Source organism: Actibacterium ureilyticum (assembly GCF_002285435.1).
Classification (GTDB): domain Bacteria; phylum Pseudomonadota; class Alphaproteobacteria; order Rhodobacterales; family Rhodobacteraceae; genus Actibacterium_C; species Actibacterium_C ureilyticum.
The window spans coordinates 1-700 of record NZ_NSBT01000003.1; the positions used below are offsets into that span (position 1 = coordinate 1).

Annotated in this window: 1 pseudogene; it reads right to left on the reverse strand. The window is 56.4% G+C overall.

The features are described 5' to 3' along the window. Nucleotides 1–465, reverse strand: a pseudogene (locus tag CLM60_RS00015) (hypothetical protein); the annotation flags it as partial. Nucleotides 466–700: the final 235 nt, after the last annotated feature.

The window sequence follows — 700 nt, forward strand, 5'->3', positions numbered from 1 at the left end:
GTCAGCCTTCGGTCCGGGACCGCCTGTCAGGCGCCGAACAGCCCATCCAACTCTTGCCAGCGCATTTGGGTCATCCTGTGCGCCTGACAGCCGCATCGATACCCAAAGGGCCAGACGATCAGCACTGACCCGATCCCCTGCAAACCAACTGAGTTCCGCTGCCTCGATCAGTGCGAGGCGGTGCCGCCAGCCTTCAGGACCGCGCAGCAGCCGGTCATCCAGAGCACCCAGGCGTCCAGCAACCCGTGCGAGTCGCGCAGCGTGAACGCCTTCTGCCTTTGCCCAGTCTTCTATGACAGCAGTGTCGGGCGGTTCTGCCCGTGGCCCGGGAGGCAAATCATCCGGTTCTTCTTCGAGTGGTCCCGGCAGAAACCAGAGATCCTCTTCGTGAGCCTCTTCATCCTCCTCGATGGTGATGAGGGGGTCATTGAAATCATCAGTCAAAGCGGATGCTTGGGTTTTCATATGTGCAAAATACTGTCCTTTTGCACATTACCCAAGTGATTTTGTGGCGGTTGCCTTCGCTCTTTATATAGTATGCGCGCGCGACTGCCGGTGGAACCTCTCAGATCGCGCTCAGCGCAAGGAAACCAAGGGTTTTTGGATGAGCACCACGAGAGAACACCCTCTTGCATTCGTTTTTAAACGGTCGTTTATTGATGATACATAAAATTGCAAACGGCCCGTTTTCATGCCCCTG